At 60.8% G+C, this 21,969-nt stretch carries 21 protein-coding genes, 5 tRNA genes and 1 pseudogene; 17 read left to right on the plus strand and 10 right to left on the minus strand.

Annotated features, from left to right (window positions below; all coding sequences use genetic code 11):
• The first annotated feature begins 262 nt into the window (after positions 1-262).
• From HBO41_RS15270 to HBO41_RS15285, 4 genes are all read left to right on the plus strand, one after another.
• Positions 263-338 (plus strand) — tRNA-Asn (locus HBO41_RS15270).
• A 10-nt stretch (positions 339-348) separates the two neighbouring features.
• Positions 349-425: transfer RNA gene (locus HBO41_RS15275), tRNA-Pro, on the plus strand.
• 6 nt (positions 426-431) lie between these two features.
• Positions 432-507: transfer RNA gene (locus HBO41_RS15280), tRNA-Lys, on the plus strand.
• 94 nt (positions 508-601) lie between these two features.
• A tRNA-Pro gene (locus HBO41_RS15285) sits at positions 602-678 on the plus strand.
• A gap of 190 nt (positions 679-868) precedes the next feature.
• Here HBO41_RS15285 and HBO41_RS15290 read toward each other — a convergent pair.
• The 3 genes from HBO41_RS15290 to HBO41_RS15300 form a co-directional block, all read right to left on the minus strand.
• Entirely contained in the window at positions 869-2,167 is a 1,299-nt protein-coding gene (locus tag HBO41_RS15290) for an NAD(P)/FAD-dependent oxidoreductase (protein WP_017134502.1), read from the minus strand.
• A 60-nt stretch (positions 2,168-2,227) separates the two neighbouring features.
• On the minus strand, positions 2,228-2,401 hold the full coding sequence (locus HBO41_RS15295) for a DUF3094 family protein (protein WP_017134503.1): 174 nt from the start codon (positions 2,399-2,401) through the stop codon (positions 2,228-2,230).
• An 89-nt stretch (positions 2,402-2,490) separates the two neighbouring features.
• The gene (locus HBO41_RS15300) at positions 2,491-3,120 is read right to left on the minus strand and encodes a DUF1780 domain-containing protein (protein ID WP_017134504.1); all 630 of its coding nucleotides are present in this window, start codon (positions 3,118-3,120) and stop codon (positions 2,491-2,493) included.
• A 129-nt stretch (positions 3,121-3,249) separates the two neighbouring features.
• On the opposite strand from HBO41_RS15300, the gene HBO41_RS15305 reads away from it, so the two are divergent.
• Both HBO41_RS15305 and HBO41_RS15310 read left to right on the plus strand, forming a co-directional pair.
• Positions 3,250-3,939 (plus strand): energy-coupling factor ABC transporter permease, encoded by a 690-nt coding sequence (locus HBO41_RS15305; RefSeq protein WP_169986844.1) that lies wholly within the window; start codon positions 3,250-3,252, stop codon positions 3,937-3,939.
• A gap of 74 nt (positions 3,940-4,013) precedes the next feature.
• Positions 4,014-4,229: a hypothetical protein gene (locus HBO41_RS15310; protein WP_003171680.1), complete on the plus strand. Its 216-nt coding sequence runs from the start codon at positions 4,014-4,016 to the stop codon at positions 4,227-4,229.
• Here HBO41_RS15310 and yacG read toward each other — a convergent pair.
• From yacG to HBO41_RS15330, 4 genes are read right to left on the minus strand one after another with little or no spacing between them, the layout of a single operon-like run.
• Complete coding sequence (gene yacG / locus HBO41_RS15315) at positions 4,226-4,426, minus strand: DNA gyrase inhibitor YacG (protein WP_017134507.1); 201 nt, start codon at positions 4,424-4,426, stop codon at positions 4,226-4,228. The two genes, HBO41_RS15310 and yacG, sit on opposite strands and share 4 nt — an antisense overlap.
• Entirely contained in the window at positions 4,423-5,046 is a 624-nt protein-coding gene (gene coaE / locus HBO41_RS15320) for a dephospho-CoA kinase (protein WP_017134508.1), read from the minus strand. The genes yacG and coaE overlap by 4 nt, the downstream gene beginning before the upstream one ends.
• Positions 5,043-5,909 carry an A24 family peptidase gene (locus tag HBO41_RS15325; RefSeq protein ID WP_275942381.1) on the minus strand — a complete coding sequence of 289 codons (867 nt, stop codon included), beginning with the start codon at positions 5,907-5,909 and terminating at the stop codon, positions 5,043-5,045. Before HBO41_RS15325 ends, coaE begins: the two co-directional genes overlap by 4 nt.
• Positions 5,906-7,114, minus strand: coding sequence for a type II secretion system F family protein (locus tag HBO41_RS15330; protein ID WP_169986846.1), 1,209 nt, complete (start codon positions 7,112-7,114; stop codon positions 5,906-5,908). Before HBO41_RS15330 ends, HBO41_RS15325 begins: the two co-directional genes overlap by 4 nt.
• 202 nt (positions 7,115-7,316) lie before the next feature.
• On the opposite strand from HBO41_RS15330, the gene HBO41_RS15335 reads away from it, so the two are divergent.
• From HBO41_RS15335 to HBO41_RS15345, 3 genes are all read left to right on the plus strand, one after another.
• The gene (locus HBO41_RS15335; protein WP_099550503.1) at positions 7,317-7,730 is read left to right on the plus strand and encodes a pilin; all 414 of its coding nucleotides are present in this window, start codon (positions 7,317-7,319) and stop codon (positions 7,728-7,730) included.
• Positions 7,731-7,794: 64 nt separating this feature from the next.
• Positions 7,795-7,867, plus strand: a tRNA-Thr gene (locus HBO41_RS15340).
• A 166-nt stretch (positions 7,868-8,033) separates the two neighbouring features.
• Positions 8,034-8,339 carry a DUF6388 family protein gene (locus HBO41_RS15345; RefSeq protein WP_017134512.1) on the plus strand — a complete coding sequence of 102 codons (306 nt, stop codon included), beginning with the start codon at positions 8,034-8,036 and terminating at the stop codon, positions 8,337-8,339.
• A gap of 54 nt (positions 8,340-8,393) precedes the next feature.
• On the opposite strand, the gene nadC is transcribed toward HBO41_RS15345, so the two are convergent.
• Positions 8,394-9,242: a carboxylating nicotinate-nucleotide diphosphorylase gene (nadC, locus tag HBO41_RS15350; protein WP_169986848.1), complete on the minus strand. Its 849-nt coding sequence runs from the start codon at positions 9,240-9,242 to the stop codon at positions 8,394-8,396.
• Positions 9,243-9,486: 244 nt separating this feature from the next.
• On the opposite strand from nadC, the gene HBO41_RS15355 reads away from it, so the two are divergent.
• The 6 genes and pseudogenes from HBO41_RS15355 to HBO41_RS15375 all read left to right on the plus strand — a co-directional run bounded on the left by HBO41_RS15355 (position 9,487) and on the right by HBO41_RS15375 (position 16,149).
• Entirely contained in the window at positions 9,487-11,643 is a 2,157-nt protein-coding gene (locus HBO41_RS15355) for a DUF1631 domain-containing protein (protein ID WP_169986850.1), read from the plus strand.
• Between the two features lie 61 nt (positions 11,644-11,704).
• Positions 11,705-12,268, plus strand: coding sequence for a 1,6-anhydro-N-acetylmuramyl-L-alanine amidase AmpD (gene ampD / locus HBO41_RS15360; protein WP_099550501.1), 564 nt, complete (start codon positions 11,705-11,707; stop codon positions 12,266-12,268).
• On the plus strand, positions 12,265-13,101 hold the full coding sequence (gene ampE / locus HBO41_RS15365) for a regulatory signaling modulator protein AmpE (protein ID WP_065911640.1): 837 nt from the start codon (positions 12,265-12,267) through the stop codon (positions 13,099-13,101). The genes ampD and ampE overlap by 4 nt, the downstream gene beginning before the upstream one ends.
• 1,431 nt (positions 13,102-14,532) lie before the next feature.
• Positions 14,533-14,736, plus strand: a pseudogene (locus HBO41_RS29865) (HAMP domain-containing protein); the annotation flags it as partial.
• Between the two features lie 153 nt (positions 14,737-14,889).
• A complete protein-coding gene (locus HBO41_RS29870) occupies positions 14,890-15,594 on the plus strand; it encodes a methyl-accepting chemotaxis protein (protein WP_370589494.1) in 705 nt (234 codons plus the stop codon).
• A 126-nt stretch (positions 15,595-15,720) separates the two neighbouring features.
• Positions 15,721-16,149 carry a hypothetical protein gene (locus HBO41_RS15375; RefSeq protein ID WP_017138307.1) on the plus strand — a complete coding sequence of 143 codons (429 nt, stop codon included), beginning with the start codon at positions 15,721-15,723 and terminating at the stop codon, positions 16,147-16,149.
• Here the strand turns inward: HBO41_RS15375 and HBO41_RS15380 are convergent.
• Positions 16,096-16,872 (minus strand): TatD family hydrolase, encoded by a 777-nt coding sequence (locus tag HBO41_RS15380; protein WP_169986854.1) that lies wholly within the window; start codon positions 16,870-16,872, stop codon positions 16,096-16,098. The two genes, HBO41_RS15375 and HBO41_RS15380, sit on opposite strands and share 54 nt — an antisense overlap.
• A 2-nt stretch (positions 16,873-16,874) precedes the next feature.
• Complete coding sequence (gene cra / locus HBO41_RS15385) at positions 16,875-17,870, minus strand: catabolite repressor/activator (protein ID WP_017138305.1); 996 nt, start codon at positions 17,868-17,870, stop codon at positions 16,875-16,877.
• A gap of 294 nt (positions 17,871-18,164) precedes the next feature.
• On the opposite strand from cra, the gene ptsP reads away from it, so the two are divergent.
• Positions 18,165-21,023, plus strand: a complete 2,859-nt coding sequence (gene ptsP / locus HBO41_RS15390; RefSeq protein WP_169986857.1) for a phosphoenolpyruvate--protein phosphotransferase — start codon at positions 18,165-18,167, stop codon at positions 21,021-21,023.
• On the plus strand, positions 21,024-21,965 hold the full coding sequence (pfkB, locus tag HBO41_RS15395; protein ID WP_169986859.1) for a 1-phosphofructokinase: 942 nt from the start codon (positions 21,024-21,026) through the stop codon (positions 21,963-21,965).
• The last annotated feature ends 4 nt before the right edge of the window (positions 21,966-21,969 follow it).

Here is a 21,969-nt window from a genome sequence, read left to right on the forward strand (position 1 = left end):
GGCCTTTTTTTTCGATAGGGCGTTGAACTGTAAGGCAAAGGCTTGTAAAGTGCGCCCCGCAGCAACGTCAGCCCACGGGTTTCTTCTCCCCAAGAAGAAATCAGAAACAAGCGCAAATCATTGTCTTAAAAGCAATTTAAAGGGTTGACAGGGGTTTTTAAGATTGTAGAATAGCGCGCCTCAGAGACGTGAACGTAGCGATACGGACAAGCCGATGAGAAGGTTGTAAAGCAGTAGAAGTTGTAAATTTGAAATATGTAGTTCCGTGATAGCTCAGTCGGTAGAGCAAATGACTGTTAATCATTGGGTCCCAGGTTCGAGTCCTGGTCACGGAGCCAATTTCAAAACCGGGGTATAGCGCAGTCCGGTAGCGCGCCTGCTTTGGGAGCAGGATGTCAGGAGTTCGAATCCCCTTACCCCGACCATTTTTTGGGTCGTTAGCTCAGTTGGTAGAGCAGTTGGCTTTTAACCAATTGGTCGTAGGTTCGAATCCCACACGACCCACCATTTTTGAGACCAGTTAACGCTGGAATCGAATCTTAAGATCAGAGGCCAAAAGCACTGATCGAAGAAGGCGACTGAGAGGTCGCCTTTTTTTTACCGGGGTATAGCGCAGTCCGGTAGCGCGCCTGCTTTGGGAGCAGGATGTCAGGAGTTCGAATCCCCTTACCCCGACCATATTAAAAATCCTCGTATCGAAAGATACGGGGATTTTTTTTGTGCGCGCAAATCTTAAATATTACGCAAAAAATGTGGGAGCTGGCTTGTCGAATCGTCGCACCGCTGCGATAGCGGTGTATCAGCCTGTGCATCTTGTGCTGATCGATCGCCATCGCGGGCAAGCCAGCTCCCACATTAGTTTGTGTTGTTAATGGAGCTTGAGCCGCGGCTCAGTCCCGCGCCCAATCTTGCTGCCCAGCATCAACATCGCCGTGCGGAAGAACCCGTACAGCGCCATCTGGTGCATGCGGTACAGCGACACGTAGAACATCCGCGCCAGCCAGCCTTCGAGCATCACGCTGCCCGTCAGGTTGCCCATCAAGTTACCCACCGCCGAAAAACGCGACAGCGAGATCAGAGAACCGTAGTCGGTGTACTTGTAGGACGGCAGGTCCTTGCCTTCGATCCGCAGTTTCAGCGACTTGGCCAACAGTGAAGCCTGCTGGTGAGCGGCCTGGGCGCGTGGCGGCACATTGCGGTCGGTGCCCGGTTGCGGGCAGGCGGCGCAGTCGCCAAAGGCGAAGATGTTTTCATCACGGGTGGTTTGCAGCGTCGGCAATACCTGCAATTGATTGATGCGGTTGGTTTCCAGCCCGTCAATATCCTTGAGGAAGGCCGGTGCGCGGATACCCGCAGCCCAGACCTTGAGGCTCGCTGGAATGACCTGGCCGCTGCTGGTGATCAAGGCATCCGCGGTCACTTCGCTGACCGCCGAGTTGGTCAGTACCGTTACCCCAAGTTTCTCCAGGGTTTTGTGCACAGGCCCGCCGATCCGCTCCGGCAGCGCGGGCAATACCCGTGGGCCGGCTTCGATCAGGGTGATGTGCATGTTTTCCGGTTTGATGCGGTCCAGGCCATAGGCAGCCAGCTCATGGGCGGCGTTGTGCAGTTCAGCGGCCAATTCGACGCCCGTCGCACCAGCGCCGACGATAGCGACGCTGATGTTCTCTTCCACGTCGGTCTGGCCTGCATGGGCGCGCAGATAGTGGTTGAGCAATTGTTGATGGAAGCGCTCGGCCTGTTTGCGGGTGTCGAGGAACAGACAGTGCTGCGCCGCGCCCTCGGTGCCGAAATCGTTGGTGGTGCTGCCGACTGCGATCACCAGGCTGTCATAGCCCAGCACGCGCGCAGGCACCAGTTCACGGCCTTCTTCATCGAGGGTCGCGGCCAGCTGAATTTTTTTCTGTTCACGGTCAAGCCCGCTCATGCGCCCCAGTTGGAACTCGAAGTGGTTCCATTTGGCCTGGGCGACGTAATTGAGCTCGTCTTCCGAAGAGTTCAGCGAACCGGCGGCCACTTCGTGCAGCAGCGGTTTCCAGATATGGGTGAGGTTGGCGTCCACCAGCGTGATGCTGGCGGTGCCGCGCTTGCCCAGAGTCTTACCCAGGCGGGTAGCCAACTCCAGGCCGCCGGCGCCGCCGCCGACGATAATAATACGATGGGTCATGGGGATATCTCGCAAGGCTAAAAGAAATCGGAGCAGTTACCCTCGCGAGCGCGATGCAGCTCATAGCGTCAGGTAACTCAAAAGGCGGCTCAGCAGGCCGAGCCCGATCACCACCAACAGCACCACACCCAGGAGCAACCACGGCCGGAAAGGCTTGCGCTCGACTCGGTTTTGGGAGAGTTGCAGGTACTCTTCGACATGCTGTTGGTCATCGGGGTTCAGGCGGCTGGTCATAAAGGCCTCGTCAGGTAGACGTTGCAAAAGGGCGCCACGTTACAGCCAGAAGGTTGGCGGGTTCGCCACAAGCGTAGCCGGTGCCCGCGTCACAGGCTGATGCCCACGTCGAATACTATGCTGCGCCCCAGGTTGTTGCGCAAGAAGTCCGGTGCGTCCGGGTGGGCAAACAGTACGCGCGCAAAGGTCGGGCCTACCAACGACAGCGAGCGCCAGCCTTGGCGCAGGTATTCGGTGGGCGGTGGAAAATGGCTGTTGAGGTCCAGCACTTCACGCTTGAGGCTGGTGAAGGCAATCAGGTCCAACTCGCCCAGGTCTATGCCGCGTTCTTTGTAGTTATGTGCCTTTTTGCGCAACGTCGGCGCCAGGCGCAGCAGGAATTCATGGGCCGGAATGCGCCGTGGCTTGGCTTCGCGTCGCACCAACTGGCTCAAGGAAAACGCACTGCGCCGCCGCAGCAACTCATCACGCCATTCGTCGTTCAGGCGCCGGCCTTCATCCAATACGAAAAAAACTTCGAAACTGGCGTCGCGAAACAACACGTCCGGCGGCTCTTGGCCGGCGGGGTGAAACTCTTCGGCACGGTAAGGCACGTTCAAGCCTTGCAGCAGGCGCTGGCAGACCCAACGCTCACGCTCCCATTTGCGGGCATTGGACAGGAACGCATTGGCTTGTTCGGCCGCTACGGTGAGCAGGCGCAAATAATCTGAGTCATCCATATTGGCAGCTTAGCGTCCAATTGATGACCGCAGGAAGTCTTGCTTTGAAACGCCGGTGTAGACTGCTCATTCAACAGCAACTGCATGGACGAGGTGTGTGGTGAGGTTTTCTGCGAAGGCATTACGCTCGTGATCAGCGCTGCAGTGTTGGCGCCGCAAACGCTCATCATTGGCTGGCTGTTGTACGCGCCATTGGTCATGTGGGCGATCCTGCGCGCACCGTGGGTCGAGTTGCTTGCCGACCGGCGGCGCCAGCATTTGCTGTTCGGCACCGTGTTTGCCCTGTTTATGCTCTGGCTGGTACGGCGGGATTTCGACACCGGTGTGTCTTACCACTTTATCGGCATGACCGCCGTGACCCTGCTGCTGGATTGGCCCCTGGCTATCGTCGGCGGGTTGGCCGCGCAATTGGGTTTGGTGCTGCTGGGGCGCCAGGACCTGACGGCGGTCGGGGTCAATGGTTTGCTGCTGATTGGCTTGCCGGTGCTGGTCACCGAGACCTGCGCGCTGCTGGTGGAGCGGGCGCAACCGCGCAACCCCTTTGTGTATATCTTCTGTTCCGGCTTTTTCGCCGCAGCGCTGTCGGCACTGCTGTGCCTGCTGGCGGCGTTGGGATTGTTGTGGTTTGACGGCCGTTTTGCCATGCCCGAGTGGCTGGAAGACTTCGTCGGTTACCTGTGGCTGATCATCTTCCCCGAGGCGTTTATCAACGGCATGGTCATCAGTGCCCTGGTGGTGTTCTGCCCGGAATGGCTGGAGACCTTCAACCGTACGCGCTACCTGTCGGCGCCGTGGAAGGATGACGATTCGCGGCGTTGATCCAGATCAAATCCCAGGCGGCCGCGCAGGCCCATGCTCTGCGAAATTTTACTGAGCAGGGCGGGGCACAGACTATGAGTGTGTACGAATGGGCGCGGCAAGAGTTGCGCAGAAGCCAGGATGCGGCACAGGAAATCGGTTTTGACCCAGGCCTTACCCTGCGCGCCATGCTCAGTGCGGTGGTGCAGCAGAGCAAGGGTGTGCGCAGTTTTGAAGACCTGGCCGACGAGCTGCAATACCTTGCAGAAAACCTCGACGACCAGCAGGAATACGCCTTTATGCGGCCTTAGTGGCGCGGCGGCAGGTCTTCTGAGAACAGCTCGTCCTCGGCATCCGGGCTCACCGGAATCTTGTGTTCTTCCGCGGCCCAGGCGCCAAGGTCGATAAGCTTGCAGCGGTCCGAGCAGAACGGCCGGTTGAGGTTGTCGGGTTTCCATTCCACGGGTGCGCCGCAGGTTGGGCAGTCGACGGTCAAGGGTTGGCTCATGATCGGCCTCCACGCAAAGTAAGGTAAAAGTGGTGCAGTCGCTCGACCTCGCTGTGCAGCCAGGCGAGGTCCTTGTCGTTGACCAGCACGTCATCGGCATGGTTCAGACGGTCTTCACGGCTGGACTGAGCCTTGAGGATCGCCTGCACCTGCTGTTCGCTGATGCCGTCGCGCTGCAGGGTACGCTGAATCTGCAGCGATTGCGGCACGTCGATCACCAGGATGCGCTGGGTCATGCTGTACTGGCCGGACTCGATCAGCAGCGGTGAGACCAGGATCGCGTAAGGCGATTGCGCACGCGCCAGATGGCTGCGAATTTCTTCGCCAATCAACGGGTGCAGCAGGGCTTCCAGCCAGCGACGTTCTTCGGGAACTTCAAAGATCAGCTTGCGCAGGGCGGCGCGGTCCAACTGGCCGTCCGCCTGCAGCACACCTGCACCAAAATGCTCGGCAATGCGTGCGAGTGCTGGCCGGCCGGGTTCGACCACCCAGCGTGCGGCATGGTCGGCATCGACCAGGTCAATGCCCAGGTCGATAAAGTGCTGGGCGGCCGCGCTTTTACCGCTGCCGATGCCGCCGGTGAGGCCTAGAATCCAGGGTGTTGCGACACAAGTGGTCATCTGAAACCGACAGACTGCAAATAGAAGTCGGTTATTTGACCACCCCAGAGCAATGCAATCCAGCCGGCAATTGCCAGGCACGGGCCAAATGGCATCGGCACCGATGCCTGGGACTTGCGCAAACGCATCAGGACAAGGCCTGCGAACACGCCCAGCAGCGACGCTATCAGCAGCGTCATCGGCAGAACCTGCCAACCACCCCAGGCACCGAGCAGGGCCAATAGCTTGAAATCGCCATAACCCATGCCGTCCTTGCCGGTGACCACCTTGAACACCCAGAACACGCTCCACAGGCACACATAGCCTACGACTGCGCCCCATAGCGCATCGGGCAGTGTCGCCAACAGGTCGCCGCTATTGAGGATCAACCCCAGCCACAGCAGCGGCAACACCAGCACATCCGGCAGCAGTTGATGATCGACGTCGATCAGGCTCATCGCCAGCAGGCCCCAACCCAGCAGCATCACTGCGCCAGCTTGCCAGCCGAAGCCAAAATGCCAGGCGACCATGGCCGAGAGCAGCGCACAGGCCAGTTCGGTAAAGGGGTAACGCGCGCTGATAGACTCGCGGCAGCGGGCGCAGCGCCCCTTGAGTAGCAGGTAGCTGAGTACCGGGATATTTTCCCAGGGGCGAATCGGCTGGCTGCAATGCGCACAGCACGAGTTGGGATGCATCAGGTTGTAGGCAGGGCCGGCGGGGTCGGCCGGCAGGCCGAGTATTTCCTGGGCCTGGGCGCGCCATTCGCGCACGAGCATCTTCGGCAGGCGCCACACCAGCACGTTGAGAAAGCTGCCGACGATCAGGCCGAGCACCAACGCCATCCCGACAAAGACCCAGGGTTGTTCACCCAGCAGCAGGCTCAAAACGCCGACCCCAACTGGAACACCGGCAGATACATCGCAATCACCAACGCGCCGACAATGCCCCCCAACACCACCATGATCAGTGGCTCCATCAGGCTGGTGAGGTTATCGACCAGGTTCTCCACATCGGCTTCATAGTGGTTGGCGACTTTTTCCAGCATGAGGTCCAGGGTGCCCGACTCTTCACCGATGGCCGTCATCTGGATGGCCATGCTGGGGAACAGCCCGCTGTGGGCCATGGACTGGTTCAACGGCACACCTGTGGATACATCGTGCCGCATATGTTCGATCGCCTTTGTGAACAATCCATTGCCTGCCGCGCCTGCCACGGAGTCCAGAGCCTGCACCAATGGCACGCCCGCGGCAAAGGTGGTTGAAAGTGTACGGGCGTAGCGGGCGATGGCTGAGCGCCTCAGCAGTGTGCCAGCCAGGGGCGCGTTCAACAAAGCGGCATCCAGCCCGTCACGAAACCCCGGGTAAGCCCGATAGGCATGGCGCAGCGCAGTTATTGCCATACCCAGCCCCAAGGCAAGCATCCACCAGGCGTGCTGCAGGAAGTTGGACAGCGCAATCACCAGCAAGGTAAAGCCCGGCAGTTGGCCGTTTACCCCGGCGAAGATGTTCTGGAACTGCGGCACCACGTGAATAAGCAAAACTGCGCTGACCAGGCAGGCGACGACGATTACGGCGATAGGGTAGGTCATGGCTTTTTTGATTCGCGCCTTGAGCTGCTGGCTTTTTTCCAGGTGAATCGCCACCCGTTCGAGCAATGTTTCCAGGGCGCCTGCCTGTTCGCCTGCGGCAATCAGGTTGCAATACAAGTCATCAAAGTGACGCGGCTGTTTGCGCAGCGCTGCTGCCAGGCTACTACCGGCGGCAATCTCCTGCTTCAAGCCTTTTATCAACGCGCGCATCTGCCGGTTTTCGAAGCCTTCGCAGATGATGTCGAACGCCTGCAGCAGCGCAATGCCTGCCTTTAACAGGGTCGCCAATTGGCGCGTGAACAGCGCGATGTCGGCGGGTTTTATCGGCGCGGCAAAATATGGCCGGTGCGAAGCCTTTTTGCGCACGCGCCCGGGGTAAATCCCCTGCTGGCGCAGCTGTGCCTTGATCAGTGCCAGGTTATGCCCGGTGGCTTGCCCGGACACCCGGCGGCCTTTGCGGTTGGTGCCTTCCCAGGCGTAGATCGTTGAAGCGTCATTCATGGCACAGGTCCGCACACAGGTCGTCGTAGATTTATAGCTTAGTCAGATGACGGATTCGGACCGCTCGTGGGCGCACGATAAAATGTCAGAATGTGCGTCTTACCCACAATTGGGCGCTCACGGATGAGTACACTGGCGCCGCTGCACACTGCGGGGCGCAGGACGCGCCTTGATAAGGTTTTTATTCTGGAGAGTGAATGTGATGCGTCAGAAAGGCTTTACCTTGATCGAGTTGTTGATCGTCGTGGCAATCATCGGCATTTTGGCCACCATCGGTCTGCCCATGTACACCAAGCACCAGGCCAAGGCCAAGTTCACGGCGGGGCTGGCTGAAATTGCGGCGTTGAAGGCCGGTTTTGAAGACACCCTTAACCAGGGCACTGTGCCGACCTTGCCTTTGATTGGTGGCACCAGCCCGACTGCCAACTGCACGATCACCGTAACCGGCGATGTGGCCACGGGCGTCGGTTCCATTACCTGCGAAATCCTCGATGCACCTGCGCCGGTACTGGGCAAGACCATCACCTTGACGCGCAGCGCCACCCAGGGTTGGGCCTGTGCCAGCACGGTCGAGGCGCAGTACGCCGCCAAGGGTTGCGGCGCCGACGGGGCGTAATGCCTGCCGGGCGGTCAGCGAGTTTGTTGCTGCCTGCCCAATGCGGTGCTAGCTTTAGCCCACCGCCCGTGTAGCTCAGTTGGTAGAGCAGCGCACTCGTAACGCGAAGGTCGCAGGTTCGACTCCTGTCTCGGGCACAAGGCAACACTGTTTCAACGGCGACACTGTTTCAAAGGCAACGTTTTCAGATGATCCCAGAATGGTTCTGAAGGCCAGACGAGGCGGCATTCGTGCCCACTCTTTTGTATCTGCGCAACCTTGATGACCCAGATGCATCCCCATTCCATGATCTAAGAGAACAACATGACCACACAAGAAATGACCCAGGAACAGCGGCACGAAGCAGCCCTCAAAAAATACGTCGCGGAATCCCCGGAACTGCTCGACGAGATCAAGGACCTGAGCGCCGATGATCAAAAGGACCAGATCCAGTGGGCCTTCGAGGATGAGGCCGAGGCCCAGGGCCTGCAGCCATGGGAACTGACCCTCAAGTACACCTCGACGCCGCAAGAGTTCGAAGCGGCGCGCCTGGCCTTGCACAAGGAGGCCGCCGAGGTACTGGGCGTTGACTGGAACGAGTATTGCGGGATGAATAATCTCGCGATCTGAGCGCGAAATTGAAGGAGCGAGCAACCTCGCTCCTTTTGCTCGGATGTTGCTTGCTCAGGTGCTCAGGCGCATCGACAAATCCACCGCCTTCACATCCTTGGTCATCGCACCGATGGAAATGTAGTCCACCCCGGTCTGCGCGATAGGCAGCAAGGTGGTTTCATTGATCCCGCCGCTGGCTTCCAGCTTGGCCTTGCCGGCATTCAGGCGCACGGCCTCACGCATGTCATCCAGGCTCAATTCGTCGAGCATGATGATATCGGCGCCCGCCGCCAGTGCTTCACGCAGCTCCTCCAGGCTTTCCACTTCGATTTCCACTGGCTTGCCCGGCGCGATCTTGTGGGCGGCGGTAATCGCCTCGGCAATCCCGCCACAGGCGGCGATATGGTTTTCCTTGATCAGGAACGCGTCATACAACCCGATGCGATGGTTGTGGCAACCGCCGCAAGTCACGGCGTACTTCTGCGCCAGGCGCAGGCCCGGCAGGGTTTTGCGGGTGTCCAGCAACTTGACCTGAGTGCTGGCGACAAAGTCCGCCAAGTACTGCGCGCGCGTGGCGACGCCTGACAACATCTGCAGAAAATTCAGCGCACACCTTTCGCCGCTCAGCAGTGAGCGTGCCGGGCCTTCGAGGTGGAACAGCACTTGATTGGGGCTCACACGCTCACCGTCGGCCACCTGCCAATGCACCGCAACCCGTGGGTCGAGCTGGCGGAACACCGCGTCCACCCAGGCCGTGCCGGCGATAACGGCTGCGTCGCGAGTAATGATGGTGGCCTTGGCCAGCCGTTCGGCCGGGATCAGTTTCGCAGTGATGTCGCCGCTGCCGATGTCCTCCAGCAGTGCGCGGCGCACGTTGGCTTCGATTTCGGCGGTGAGGTCGGCAAGACGGAGATTCGGCATAACAGGCTCCACAAACAAAGTGCCTCGATTATAGGGGCAGCGCGCCGCCGAACCCATACTCGCCACTCATTTACAGCGCATTGGCAGAGTTCACTGGCGCAACAGCCCCCATTTGCAAGATAATCTCGCGCCTTGCGATTGGCGTCATAGCTTTGACGTCCTTGGAGATAACCGGTGTTTGCAGCCCGATGGGGCCTGTAGCCGATTTTTCCCCAACTCATCACCGCCGTTTCAGGAGGCCAGGATGCACATTGACGGAAAGGTGGTGCCCATCAATCGGGCACAGGCCACGCCATCGCCGCTCGCGCGCCTGCCGGTGGTGTTGCTGCAGGTTCGCGACAAGGCTGCACAGCAGTTGCAGCAAGGTTTGCAGGAGCTGTTCGATAACGCTGACGACACCTTGTTTGAAATGGCCGACAAGGCCCGCAGCAACGTCGACCACCATATTTTCTTTGAAGCCATGCGTGACCTGCGCCTCAAGCGCAAGAATTTCGAGCGCGTGTTCATGGAGCAATTGTTCGCCGCATTTATCGACCTGGGCCAGGCCGAGCGCGGTGAGTTTCACCTGGTGCCGATGGTGTCCTATGAGGCGGCGCCGGGTACGTCCAGTGATGAGCTGGAAAAAGCCGTCGCGCTGGAGGCCATGCTCGGCCGGGTGCGCCATCGCGATGGCCTGGCGCTGGGGCAATTGACCGCGCGCCTGGGTGCGCTGCTCGGCAACCCCCTGGATGAGCGCGATAACCCGCTGGGCCCGGCACTGCTGTGCGAGTTCTTCCTGCGTGCGGGGCGCAGCCTGGGGGTGGAGATTCGCGTCAAGCTGATCATGCTCAAGCTGTTCGAAAAGTATGTGCTCAGTGACGCCGACCAACTGTACGCCGAGGCCAACCAACTGCTGGTTGCCACTGGCGTTTTGCCGCAGCTCAAGGCTGTGCCGTCACGCCGCCCAGGTGGGCGTGAAGCTCGCGAGCAGCAGCGCGAAGGCAGTGTGCAGGCCGTTGATCAGCCCATGGATGAAAACGGCCAGCAAGCCTTCGCCGCGTTGCAGAAGTTGCTCGCTGCCGTGCGTGGCAGCGTCGCGCCCACCCTGGAAGCCAGCGCCGAACCCCAGCCCATCGCCACCCGCGATTTGCTGCGCCTGCTCTCCCACCTGCAGCAATATGTGCCGGAGCCCGAGGCCGAAGACGACTTCGACCTGCGTAACCAGCTTGAGCAGTTGCTGACTCGCGTGAGCGTCAAGAGCGGCAAGTCCCGTGTGGTGGAAGACGCCGATGAGGATGTGATCAACCTGGTCGCGCTGTTGTTCGAGTTCATCCTCACTGACCACTGCGTGCCTGACGTATTCAAGGCCTTGATCGCACGCTTGCAGATTCCGTTGTTGAAAGTGGCGGTGCTGGACAAGAGTTTTTTCAGCCGCGCCAGCCACCCGGCGCGACGTCTGCTCAATGAAATCGCCAGCGCCGCCATGACATGGAGCCCGCGCGATGATTATCAGCGTGACAGCCTGTACCTGCGCACTGAGCAGGTGGTGCAACGGCTGTTGAATGAGTTCGTTGAAGACCTGGCGATTTTCCCCCAGGTGCTGGCGCAGTTCAGTGCCTCTACTGCCGACGAGCGCCACCGCAGCGAGTTGCTCGAACAGCACACCTGTGAGGCCGAAGAAGGCCGGGTGCGCAAAGACGCCGCGCGTCAGCGGGTGGCCGAGGTGCTCAATCGACGGTTGGTGGGCCGAGTGTTGCCGCAGTCCGTGGTGCAGTTTATCCAGCAGGCCTGGAGCCAGGTGCTGTTGCTGGCCAGCCTCAAGCAGGGCGAGCAGTCAGTGCAATGGCAGGCGGCCGTGCGCACCATGGACGAATTGATCTGGAGCGTCAGCCTGCAAAAAGACACCGAGGCCGGCCGGCACTTGCTTGAGCAGCTGCCCGGCCTGCTCAAAGCCTTGCGTGATGGGTTGACCAGTGCTGCGTTCGACCCCTTCAGCACCCGCGAATTTTTTCTACGTTTGCAGGCCATGCACCTGCAGTCGTTCGAAGGCGAGCGCCTGGACACGCTGATCGAGGTGCGTGAGCCGTTTTCGCTCAGTAGCGAGGTGCCTGACGCCATCCCGAGTCTGCCCAGTGATGATCCGGAGTTGCTCAAGGTCCAGCAGTTGCACATTGGTCACTGGTTTGAGTTCCAGCAGGAGGACGGCAGCCGGCTGCGTTGCAAGCTGAAGGCCATCATGGCGCCGGCCAACCGCTATATTTTTGTCAGCCGCACCGGGCTCAAAGCCCTCGAGAAAAGTGCCGGCCAATTGGCCATGGCCCTCAAGCAGGGCGCGCTGCGCAGCCTTGATGAGGGGCTGCTGTTCGACCGCGCGCTGACGTCGGTGATTGGCACGCTGCGCCAACTCAATCGCGGCAAGTGATCGCAACCGCAGGGCTGAACGCGGCATACTGGTAACACCTCGTCTCATTCAAGGAACCCGTATGCAGTTGGACCCCACCAGCGGTTGGTGCCAGGGCATCCGTCATTGCCCGTCGCCCAACTTCAACGAGCGCCCCGCCGGCGAGATCTCACTGTTGGTGGTGCATAACATCAGCCTGCCACCGGGGCAGTTTGCTACTGGCAAAGTGCAGGAGTTTTTCCAGAATCGCCTGGACGTCACGGAGCATCCCTACTTTGAAAGCATTGCCAGCCTACGGGTGTCTGCGCATTTTCTGATTGAACGCGACGGCTTGGTGACACAATTTGTGTCGTGCCTGGAGCGTGCCTGGCATGCCGGGGTGTCCAGTTTCGAGGGACGTGAAGTGTGCAATGACTTTTCCCTCGGGATCGAACTGGAAGGCACGGACGAGCTACCGTTCACCGATGCGCAATATGTGTCGCTGATCGACCTGGCCCGGCAACTGTTGTCGGCCTATCCGGGCATTACCCAGCAGCGTATTTGTGGTCACAGTGATATCGCACCGGGACGCAAGACCGATCCAGGCCCGGCTTTTGATTGGACGCGCTTTCGCAGCGCCCTGCAGGATGGAGGACACGCACGATGAGTTTCCTGGTGTTGGTGCTGGCGGTGTGGATCGAGAAGTTCTCGGCCCTGCGTCGGCGGTTGCAACGTGACGGCGGATGGCTGCGCGAACTGGCCAAGCTGGAAACGAGCCCGCGCATGGGCAAGCAGCCTTGGCTGATCCTGGTACTGCTGGTGTTGTTGCCGGTGGCCTTGCTGGGGTTGTTGCTGTTGGTGTTGGAGCCCGTGGCTTATGGTCTGTTGGCGTTGCCGGTGCATTTGCTGGTGGTGATCTACAGCCTGGGGCGCGGCGATCTGCTGGGCGAGCTTGGGCCGTTTCGCGACGCCTGGCGGCGCGGTGACCTGCAAGCTGCCGAGCACGTTGCCGAGCGCGACTTGAAGGTGGCCGCCGACAGTGGCGAGCAACTGCTGGAGCGGGTTCAAGGCCATTTGCTGTGGCAGGCCTACCAAAGCTTTTTTGCGGTGATTTTCTGGTATTTCCTGCTTGGCCCGGTCGCGGCCCTGGCTTATCGCCTGTTGGCATTGGCCAGCGAGAACAGCCAGAACCCGCTGGTCGCCGAACGCGCCGGGCAATTGCGTCACGCATTTGATTGGCTGCCGGTGCGTCTGTTGGCGGCCAGCTTTGCCCTGGTGGGTAACTTTGTCGCGGTCAGCCGGGTGATGCTGCATGAGCTGTTGAGCTGGGACATCAGCGCTGCGCAACTGATGGAAAAAGTTGGCTTGGTGGCGGCTGAAATTCCACCACCGGTGGTGGGGGCCGATGGCATCAACAGCCTGGATCGTCTGTGGGAACTGCTGCTGCGGGCTGCGGTGCTGTGGTATGCCGGGTTCGCGATCTGGACGGTGTTGCCTTAGCTCCTCGCAACAGGATGGCTGCATGCGGTCAAAGTGTGGGAGCTGGCTTGCCTGCGATGGCCATAGGTATCTACACAACCGGTTAGGCTGTTGTGGCGAGCAGGCTTGCCCTGCGTTGGGCTGCGAAGCGGCCCCAAACCCAGACGCTGAGTTCTTTCAGGAAAATTGCAGTGCCTTTACTGGGGCTGCTTCGCAGCCCAACGCAGGGCAAGCCTGCTCGCCACAGGAGAAAGTGGCTGCCTTCAAAAGTTGTGTAGATACCTATGCTGCGATGGCATCAACTCGGTATGCCTGATACACCAAGGTGCCTGCATCCCCACATTGGGTCTGTGGTGAATTTCCAAGCCATTAACCTTACGTTACAAAACTCCCTTTCAAATTGAGCTATACAGTCAGAGCGCCAAATAGTGGCTATCTGCCGCCGCCCTGCGCCTCAATAAAAATAAGAAAGGGAGCTCACCCGTGAAGCGCTTGCTCTATCCCGCTGTCGCCCTGATGAACCGCCTGAGTTTTGGCATGAAGTTCAGCCTGATCAGCGTGCTGTTCCTGCTGCCGATGCTGGCGACCAACTATTTTCTGGTGCGTGACTCCTGGTCGCAATTCCAGGGCACCCGCATTGAACTGCAAAGCCTCGATTTGCTCGGCAGCAGCCTGGCCCTGCGGCGCGATCTGGAGACCCTGAACAATCAGGTGCAGATCAACGCGGTGCTGGGGCAATCAGGTAAGGCCGGCGACCTCGAAGGCAAGATCAGTGCCCTGGAGCAGGGCGTGCTGAGCCGTCTGCAAAGTCTCAATGCCATGACCGTCGACCCTGAGCAAGCCAGCGCCTTTGACGGCAAGCGCGACGAGTTGATCGCCGCCTTCAAGGCCCAGCAGCAGGAAACCTCGCTGCTGAGCAAAAGCGCGCTGATCGGCAAATTACTCAACAAGGCGCAGATGTTGAGCCAGATCATTGCCAGCCAGTCCGGCTTGAGCCGCGACCCTCAGAGTGATTTGCGCCAGCTCAGTGAGCTGCTCACCAGCGTTACCGCGCAAGTCACCCAAACCCTCGGCGAAGGGCGGGCCATGGGTGCGTACTCCCTCGGCCAGGGCTTTCTCAATTCATCCTCCAGCACGCGCTTTGACGAACTGTTGCAACAGTTGGAAAAACTCCAGGCTGAATACGCCTTGAAGCTGCAGGATGCCCTGGGCGCCAGTACCGCCGCGCACACGGCGCTCGACAGCTTGGCCCAGGCCAGCAGTGCCAGCCTCAAACAAGGCAGCGAGTTGTTTGAAGAGCAGGTCGTCATGGCGCAAACCCTCGACGCGCCGTGGCAGGGGTTCTACGACGATGTCAGCCGACTGATGGCCCAGACCTACCAGCTCAATGACACCACCCTGAGGTTCCTTGAGCAGCAACTGCAGCAGCGCCTGGCGCAAAACCGCACGCACATGGTGGTGCTGGTGTGTGCCCTGGTGGCGGTGTTCTTGCTGATCTTCTATTTGTATGCAGGCTTCTATGCCTCCACGCGCACTACCTTGCGCCGCCTGGGCGCGATGATGGACAAAGTGGCGGCCGGCGACATGACCGTCACGTTTGTGGCCCACAGTCGCGATGAACTGGGCGACCTGGGCCAAGTGTTCAACGGCACCGTGGCCAAGATCCACGACTTGATCGAACGTGTGGGGCACACCGTCAGCCAGGTCGAGCTGCAAGCCGGCCAGGTGCAGGCCGTCTCCTCGCAAAGTAACCAAGCGGTGTCCGGCCAGCGCAGCCAGATTGAACAGGTGGCGACGGCGATGAACCAGATGTCTTCCACGGCTCAGGAAGTGGCACGCAGCGCGGCGGCGGCGGTCAACAGCGCCCATAGCGTCAACCACGAAACCGTCACCGGCCGTGGCCTGGTGCAATCCCAGCAGGGCAGCATTGCGCGCCTGGCGTCGGAGATTGATGAATCGGTGCGGGTGATCAATCAACTGGCCGCCGACAGCCAGTCCATCAGCAGCGTGCTGGAAGTGATCAAAAGCATCGCCGAGCAAACCAACCTGCTGGCGCTCAATGCGGCGATCGAGGCGGCGCGCGCCGGTGAGCAGGGGCGCGGTTTTGCGGTGGTGGCCGATGAGGTGCGCACCCTGGCCCGGCGCACGCAGCATTCCACCGAAGAAATCGAACAGATGATCAGCCGTTTGCACAGCGGTGTAGGCGCAGCGGTGAAGGCCATGGGCACCAGCCATACCATGGCCGATGGCACCGTGGCTCAGTCGGAAAAGGTCCAGCAGGCCCTGGAAAATATCCTTGGCGCCGTGGGCATGATCGTCGATCAGAACCAGCAGATCGCCGCCGCCGTCGAGCAGCAAACCGCAGTCGCGCAGGATATCGACCAAAACATCGTCGAAATCAATCGAGCCGGCGAACATGCGGCCCAGGGCGCGCAGCAGACCGAGGCCGCCAGCCGGCAGCTGTCGTTGCAGGTCATTGAACTGAAGCACTTGATCGGGGCGTTTCGTGTGTAAGACCTGCGCGTAGGAATAGGCTTGATGGTTTGTGGTGCCTGTCCTTATTTTTCGGTGTGCCTGTTTTGATCATGTGATTGGGTGAGAATTTGTTTCACCCAATCCGGGTACTCGGGAGGCAACGCGATGACGGCGGTTATCGGCATCAAAGGGCACTGCGCCCATTGCGACATCACCTTCGAACTCAAGCCCTGGCAATTGAACGCCATTGCCATCCGTGAGCCGTTTGATTGCCCGTATTGTCAGCGGGTCCTGGAATTGAACTGCCCCAGGCAACTGCGCCAGTTCAAATCCCTGGATCACTGGGCCATGGTGCACCCCAGCATGATGGTACTGACCAGCGCGGTGCTGATCGTGGCGATGGTGGCCGAGTGGCTCGGCTTGATCAGTATGGTCGGGCAGCTCAACGTTTCATTGATAGTGGTACTTATGCACTTTCTGACGCTGCGTTACGTGCGCCACCGGCAGCGACTGACCTTGGATTTGCAGGTGGTCAACGTGCTACCAGTTGAACAGCTCGCACGCGTTGCGTGTGCTCGTTTCGGCCAGCACTGAAGGGCTGATGCCCATGCGTTCGGCCAAGGCGTCGCAGATAGCCGGCAGATGTTGCGGGCTGTTGCGCTGGCCGGGGTACATGGCCGGCGCCATGTCCGGCGAATCGGTTTCCAGCACCAGCGCCTCAAGCGGCAGCTGGGTCAGCACCTTGTGCATACGTAGCGCCTGGGGCCAAGTGGCCGCGCCGCCCAGGCCCAGTTTAAAGCCGAGTTTGATGTATTCGCGGGCCTCCTCAACGCTGCCGGCAAACGCATGAATGATGCCGCCGCGCGGCAGGCGGATGCGTTTGAGGGTGGCGATCACTGCCGCGTGGCTGCGGCGCACGTGCAGCAGGGCTGGGAGCTGGAAATCCACAGCCAGTTTCAGCTGCGCTTCAAACAGGCTTTGCTGACGTTCGCGGTCCAGTTGTTCGAGGAAGTAATCCAGCCCGATCTCACCGACGGCGCACAGTTGCCGATGGCCCTGTAGACGGGTCAGCCAATCACCCAACTCGATCAGGTCGGCGGGGCGATGATCTTCCAGATACACCGGGTGCAGGCCGAAGGCGGCAAATAAACCGTCATCGTCCTGCACCAGATCCCACAGCCGTTGCCAGTTCTGCTGATACACACCCAGCACCACCATGCGCTGCACGCCGAGTTGGCGGCTGTGGGCGAGGACTTCCCGGCGATCCGTGTCGAAATCCGGGAAGTCCAGGTGGGTGTGGGTGTCGATCAGCTCCACGCTCAAGCCTCGTGAATGCGCTGCTTGAAGGTCCGGCCGATGGCATGCACGCCGGGCTCATACTGTTCTTCTTCGATGGCCGCCAGGGCCAGGCGCAGGGCGGTGTCGGCGATCAGTTGATGTTGCTGGGCCATGGCGTTGACCGGCAGGGGCAGGAAGTCGAGCAGTTGGGTGTCGCCGAACGTGCCCAGGCGCAACGGCCGGGACTTGAGCGGGAAGTCATGCAACGCGTCGAACACACCTTGCAGCAGCACGTAGGAAGTCGTCACCAGCGCGTCAGGCAAATGCCCCAGGCGTTGCAGGAGTTCTTCCATCAGTTGGCGGCCACAGTCACGGCTGAAGGCTTCACCCTGCTCGATCAGCACGTCGCCCTTGAAGTCTCTCAAGGCTTCACGGAAACCGGCAGCGCGTTCCTGGCTGATGCTCAGTTCGGGGTGTGCGCCGATCAGCGCGATCTGCTTGGGCAGCGGCTGCAACAGGCTGCTGGTGAGTTGCTGGCAGGCCTGGCGGTCGTCGCTGACCACCGAGCAGAACTGCCCGGGTTCCATCACCCGGTCGATGGCGATCACCGGCAGGCCCTTGGCTTGCAGCTCACGGTAGCTGTCATCGCTGGCCGGCAAACAACTGGCCACGAACAGTGCATCGCAGCGCCGCGCGCGGAACAGTTGCAGGAGTTGGCGTTCGCTGTCGGCTTCATCATCGGAGCTGGCGATCAGCAGTTGGTAGCCGCGCGCCCGCGCGCCTTGTTCCAACAGCTTGGCGATGCGTGCGTAGCTGGGGTTTTCCAGGTCGGGCAAGATAAAGCCCAAGGTGCGCGTGTGCCGACTGCGCAGCCCGGCGGCCTGAGGGTTGGGCGTAAAGCCATGGGCTTCGACCACAGCACGCACACGCTCGACGGTGGCGCTGCTGATGCGTTGCTGTTCGGCCTTGCCGTTGATGACATAGCTGGCGGTGGTAACGGACACACCGGCCAGACGTGCGATATCACTGAGTTTCAAACCGGGATTTCCTTGTTTTTTAGAGCTTGCCCCGACATTTTGTCCAATCGTAACCGATTCCTGCACACGACTATTGTCTGAGCTCAAGTGCCGAGTGGTCCTTCAAGCTTGCATAATTAGCGCATAATCTGCCATAAATTCTAGATTAAACGTTTCAGCAAGCGTATTTTTACGATGTTCGCCACTGAGTGACTACTGCCAATTGACCACTCAGTCAGTTATTTATGAACGCGCCTGCGCTGATTTATTCAAAACAATACCTAGTGCCCACAGTGCACTAACTAGGAGAACGGCATGCTTGAGCTCACTGTAGAGCAGATTTCCATGGGCCAGGTGGCTGTGGATAAATCTGCTGCCTTGCACCTGCTCGCGGACAAACTGGTGGCCGATGGCCTGGTCGCCGAGGGTTATCTGAGCGGCTTGCAAGCCCGTGAAGCCCAAGGCTCGACTTTTCTCGGCCAAGGTATTGCCATCCCCCACGGTACGCCGGAAACCCGTGACCAAGTGTTTTCCACGGGCGTACGCCTGCTGCAATTTCCCGAAGGGGTGGATTGGGGCGACGGCCAGATCGTCTATCTGGCGATCGGCATCGCGGCTAAATCCGATGAACACCTGCGCCTGCTGCAACTGCTCACCCGCGCCCTCGGAGAAACCGACCTGGGCCAGGCGCTGCGCCGTGCCGGCTCCGCCGAAGCCTTGCTGAAACTGCTGCAAGGCGCACCACAGGAACTGGCGCTGGACGCGCAGATGATCAGCCTGGGCGTATCGGCCGACGATTTTGAAGAGCTGGTCTGGCGTGGCGCACGCCTGTTGCGTCAGGCCGATTGTGTCAGTAATGGTTTCGCCGCCGTGTTGCAGCAAGTCGACGCGCTGCCGTTGGGCGATGGCCTGTGGTGGCTGCACAGCGAGCAGACGGTGAAGCGCCCAGGCCTTGCGTTCGTGACGCCGGACAAACCGATGCGTTACCTCGGCCAGCCCCTGAACGGCCTGTTCTGCCTGGCCAGCCTGGGTGAGGCGCATCAAACCTTGCTCGAACGCCTGTGCGCGTTGTTGATTGAAGGGCGCGGCCAGGAATTGGGCCGCGCTACCAGCAGCCGGGCGGTGCTTGAAGTGCTTGGCGGCGAGTTGCCACCGGACTGGCCGAATGCGCGCATCACCCTGGCCAATGCCCATGGTTTGCATGCACGGCCGGCGAAGATCCTCGCGCAGTTGGCAAAAAGTTTTGACGGCGATATCCGCGTGCGCATCGTCGACGGCCCGGTGGGCGCGGTGTCGGTAAAAAGCTTGAGCAAATTGCTGAGCCTCGGCGCCCGTCGCGGCCAGGTGCTGGAGTTTGTCGCCGAGCCTGTGATTGCCGGTGATGCATTGCCCGCGCTGCTGGCAGCGGTGGAGCAAGGGCTCGGTGAGGAAGTCGAGCCGCTGCCGACCGTGAGTGCCCAACCTGCCATCCTTGATATTGAACCGGCGATCAGCGCGCCTGTGTCCGGCAGCCAGGTCCAGGCCATCGCCGCCGCGCCCGGCATTGCCATTGGCCCGGCGCATATCCAGACCCAGCAGGTCTTCGATTACCCGCTGCGCGGCGAGTCTGCAGCCATTGAGCGCCAGCGCCTGCACGCAGCGCTCACCGACGTGCGCGCTGATATCCAGGGCTTGATCGAGCGCAGCACATCCAAGGCGATCCGCGAGATTTTCATCACCCACCAGGAAATGCTCGACGACCCGGAGCTGACCGACGAGGTCGACACGCGCCTCAAGCAGGGCGAAAGCGCCGAAGCTGCGTGGATGAGCGTGATCGAAGCCGCGGCCAAACAGCAAGAGTCGCTGCAGGATGCCTTGCTCGCTGAGCGCGCCGCCGACCTGCGCGACATTGGCCGCCGGGTGCTGGCGCAATTGTGCGGCCTTGAAACCGCCCAAGAGCCAAGCGAGCCTTACATCCTGGTGATGGACGAAGTCGGCCCCTCTGACGTTGCCCGCCTGGACCCAACCCGCGTCGCCGGCATCCTCACCGCCCGTGGCGGCGCCACGGCCCACAGTGCCATCGTTGCGCGTGCCTTGGGCATTCCTGCTTTGGTAGGCGCCGGCGCGGCGGTGTTGTTGCTGGCCGCTGGCACACAGCTATTGCTCGACGGCCAGCGCGGCCGCCTGCATGTTGACCCCGACGCGGCCACGCTGCAACGCGCCACGGTCGAGCGCGACACCCGCGAACAGCACCTGCAAGCGGCCTCGGCCCAACGTCACGAACCGGCCATGACCCGCGATGGCCATGCCGTGGAAGTGTTCGCCAATATCGGTGAAAGCGCCGGCGTTGCGGCGGCGGTGGAGCAGGGCGCCGAAGGCATCGGGCTGCTGCGCACCGAGCTGATTTTCATGGCCCACCCGCAAGCACCGGATGAAGCCACCCAGGAAGCCGAATACCGCCGCGTGCTCGACGGCCTTGGCGGTCGCCCGCTGGTGGTGCGCACCCTGGATGTGGGCGGCGACAAACCGCTGCCGTATTGGCCGATTGCCGAAGAAGAAAACCCCTTCCTCGGTGTGCGCGGCATTCGCCTGACCTTGCAGCGCCCGCAGATCATGGAAGCGCAATTGCGTGCGCTGTTGCGCTCGGCGGACAACCGCCCGCTGCGCATCATGTTTCCCATGGTCGGCAGTGTCGATGAATGGCGAGCCGCCCGCGATATGACCGAGCGCCTGCGCCTGGAAATCCCGGTGGCCGACCTGCAACTGGGCATCATGATCGAAGTACCGTCTGCCGCTTTGCTCGCGCCGGTACTCGCCAAGGAAGTCGACTTTTTCAGCGTCGGCACCAACGACCTCACCCAGTACACCCTGGCCATCGACCGTGGCCACCCAACCCTGTCGGCCCAGGCCGATGGCCTGCACCCGGCCGTGTTGCAACTGATCGACATCACCGTGCGCGCCGCCCATGCCCATGGCAAATGGGTCGGCGTGTGTGGCGAACTGGCGGCGGACCCGCTGGCGGTGCCGGTGCTGGTGGGGCTGGGTGTGGATGAGTTGAGTGTGTCAGCCCGCAGCATTCCCGAAGTGAAGGCGCGGGTGCGTGAATTCAGTCTGAGCGAGGCCCAGGGCCTGGCGCAAAAAGCGCTTGCGGTGGGTTCGCCCGCGCAAGTGCGAGCCCTAGTGGAGACCGTGTAAATGGCGAAGATTCTGACCCTGACGCTGAACCCGGCGTTGGACCTTACGGTACGCCTGGCACACCTGGAACCCGGTGCAGTCAACCGCAGCGAAACCCTGTTGACCCATGCTGCCGGCAAGGGCGTGAATGTCGCCCAGGTGCTGGCGGACCTCGGGCATGAGGTGAGCGTGGGCGGTTTTCTCGGCGCCTCAAACCCTGAGGCTTTCGAAGCATTGATCGCCAGCCGCGGGTTTGGCGACGCGTTCATCCGCGTGCCGGGCGAAACACGTAGCAACATCAAGATTGCCGAGCAGGATGGTCGGGTCACCGACATCAATGCGCCGGGGCCGCTGGTGAGTGAGCAGGCGCAAAAACAACTGCTCAAAATGGTCGCGATCATCGGCCCTGAATTCGATGCGGTGGTGGTCGCCGGCAGTTTGCCGCGTGGCGTCAGCGCACAGTGGTTTCAGGAACTGATACACGCGTTGAAAGACCTTGGTTTGAAAGTCGTCCTCGACACCAGCGGCGAAGCCTTGCGCGCGGGCATCAAGGCCGGCCCGTGGTTGATCAAACCCAACACCGAAGAACTCGCCGAAGCCCTCGATTGCACCACCGACTCCATCGCACAGCAGGCCCAGGCCGCCGAGCGTTTGCATGCTCAAGGCGTGGAGCATGTGGTGGTCTCCCACGGCGCCGAGGGCGTGAACTGGTTCAGCCCAGGCACCGCGCTGCATGCCACGCCGCCCAAGGTCAGCGTCGCCAGCACCGTGGGTGCGGGCGATTCGTTGCTGGCCGGAATGCTGCACGGTCTGCTCAGGTTTGATCTGCCGGAAACCACCTTGCGCCGGGCCACGGCGATTGCCGCCATGGCGGTCACGCAGATCGGTTTTGGCATCAGCGATGACGCGCAGTTGGCGCGCCTCGAAAGCGGCGTCCATGTGCGCACGCTGACAGAACAATAAGAGG

This window comes from Pseudomonas sp. WS 5146 (assembly GCF_012985495.1).
In the GTDB taxonomy this organism is placed as follows: domain Bacteria; phylum Pseudomonadota; class Gammaproteobacteria; order Pseudomonadales; family Pseudomonadaceae; genus Aquipseudomonas; species Aquipseudomonas edaphica.